The organism is bacterium (assembly GCA_037131655.1).
Taxonomy (GTDB): Bacteria; Armatimonadota; Fimbriimonadia; order Fimbriimonadales; family JBAXQP01; genus JBAXQP01.
Genome location: JBAXQP010000394.1, coordinates 1 through 2,105 on the forward strand (window position 1 = coordinate 1; position 2,105 = coordinate 2,105).

At 47.0% G+C, this 2,105-nt stretch carries 2 protein-coding genes; both read left to right on the plus strand.

The genetic code is table 11. The features are described from left to right. On the plus strand, positions 1 to 674 hold a 674-nt coding region (locus tag WCO51_12855; GenBank protein ID MEI6514143.1), incomplete at its 5' end, for a glycosyltransferase family 4 protein. A gap of 38 nt (positions 675 to 712) precedes the next feature. Then, positions 713 to 2,089 (plus strand): hypothetical protein, encoded by a 1,377-nt coding sequence (locus WCO51_12860; protein MEI6514144.1) that lies wholly within the window; start codon positions 713 to 715, stop codon positions 2,087 to 2,089. Positions 2,090 to 2,105 lie beyond the last annotated feature (16 nt).

The window sequence follows — 2,105 nt, forward strand, 5'->3', positions numbered from 1 at the left end:
GTTTTCACCCAGACTCTCTGTCTTGGCACTGGCTTGCCGAGATAGCAGCTCAGCCGCCTCAACCACGAGTTAACGATCAAGTGCGAATCCTGTGGGTTGGTCGGATGCTGAATTGGAAGCGGGTTGATTTGTTGATACGGGCTGTGTCGAAAATCTTTAGCGAACCTGCCTTTGGAGGGCTGGATTTAGTAGGGGCTGGCCCTGAAAAAGTGAAACTGCAAAAATTGGCTCAGAAGATAAATTTGATTGATAAGTGTATGTTTCATGAGCCGATGGCTCCCGATAAAGTGCGTGAACTGATGCGTCAATCTGATATCTACGTCCTATCCAGCAATCGAGGCGAAGGCTGGGGTGTGGTAGCAAATGAAGCTATGGCTGAGGGGGCAGTCCTTATAGCTAACGAGCAGGCCGGTGCCGCTCCCGTACTCATCGACCATGGGCGCACTGGTTTTCTATTTGAAGATGATAATGTTGATGCACTAGCAAATATTTTGAAGACACTTCTTGCAAATAAATCACTTCGAGAAATTGTGCGTCAGGCAGCCTGGATGGAAATGCAGACACAGTGGCATCCTCGTGTAGGGGCAGAGCGGTTGGTGAGGTTGAGTCAGGGCCTTCTTGGTCAGGCAGCCATACCTGTTTATCACTATGGGCCATGTTGCCATTGTCCTTAATAATATTCCCGCTGATCATAAGTTAAGCGCAATTTTATATGACGCATACAAAAGTAACAACTCCACTGGCTCTAAGCATCGCCGGAGCGATCATATTCAACCTATCCCCGATCCTCTTCGGTTACGGTATGATGATGAATTTATGCTTTATGGTGTACGGTGGATCCATGATCTACCTATCCGTAAATGATCGGCGTGTCCTCGGTTATGCGACTGTGCTTACGGCCTGTAATCCAGCTAATTCTCTTGCAAATCTGTCATTTTCATTCCTTTTAGCGATTTTAACCATTCTTGCGAATTCTATGGCATTAAAGTCCGTGATTCACGAACTGAACAAAGATCGCTGGTGGCGCCTATTCTTTGCAGCCTTTCTACTGATTATTCTGTCGGTTCCATTTTGGTCTTTTGGCCTAAGATCTTTTATAACGGAGGGGAAACAAGCATTGAGTCGTTTGGGATACTTAGTTGCTTTTTCTCTGGCCGTTGGATTAACCTTCCGCACCTTTCGCGACGGAGTTCGTGCCATGGCTCTGCTTAGCCTGATGTCGTGCTCGATCTTTGCGATATTTTATTTCATAGGGCAAGCGAGTTTAGAAGAAATTAGTGCCGTAGTTGGTGGTGAGGCTATAGGTGTTCAACAATATATTGGGAATATATCGCTGAACTTCGTTCGCACGCAGGTATGTATTCCGATTGCTGTGCTTGCGGCGACAACGTTAACCTTTGGTGTATGCATTGGTCTAAATTGGCGCGCCATACCTTTCTATCTCGCTTCAAGCGTTTGTGTTTATTTGATTCTGAAGTTGGCCAGTACTGGTAGCGCCTTTGCGATGGTTTGCGGTATTGGCGTTATGATTGCAGGTTATTCTTTAGTGCGCCTATCTTCGGGAGGAGGGGGGGGGCGGATAATACTTTTTACATTCATAGGTTTGGCATTGTACATGGCCGTCTTCCAGACAGACACTGCGCTCTTAAAACGCATTGAACTTAAATCCGATCAAGTCGCTACATCAGGTATCGATAGGCAGGTATATTGGGAGAAAGGCATTGGCGAAATCATGAAATCTCCATTTGGGGAGGGGTGGACATGGCGAACAGGGCACAGTGATTGGTTGTTGTTTTTGCTATCATATGGTTGGGCAACAGGCCTTCTCTACATCGCGGCTGCGGGAGCGTTATTCTTTTCAATGTGGCGTGCACTGTTCCGAAACAAGGGCACTAGAGATAACCAGTCTGTCATGCTTCCTCTGGCTGGGTTGGCGGCACTGTCTGTTTATCTTGTTAATGCCAACTTGGATATGCTCTCGGCTAATATAAACTATTATCAGATTGTATGGGCCTTGGTGTTGACCCCGGCAGCCGTGATGATGAACCCGATGCCGTCAAGCAAACCATGTAGACCGATGGTTCGCTAAGTCTGCGCCGATACTG

What these genes read in the sequence shown, in the direction of transcription:
- WCO51_12860 (MEI6514144.1), top strand. Translation starts at nt 713, where the DNA reads ATGACGCATACAAAAGTAACAACTCCACTGGCTCTAAGCATCGCCGGA.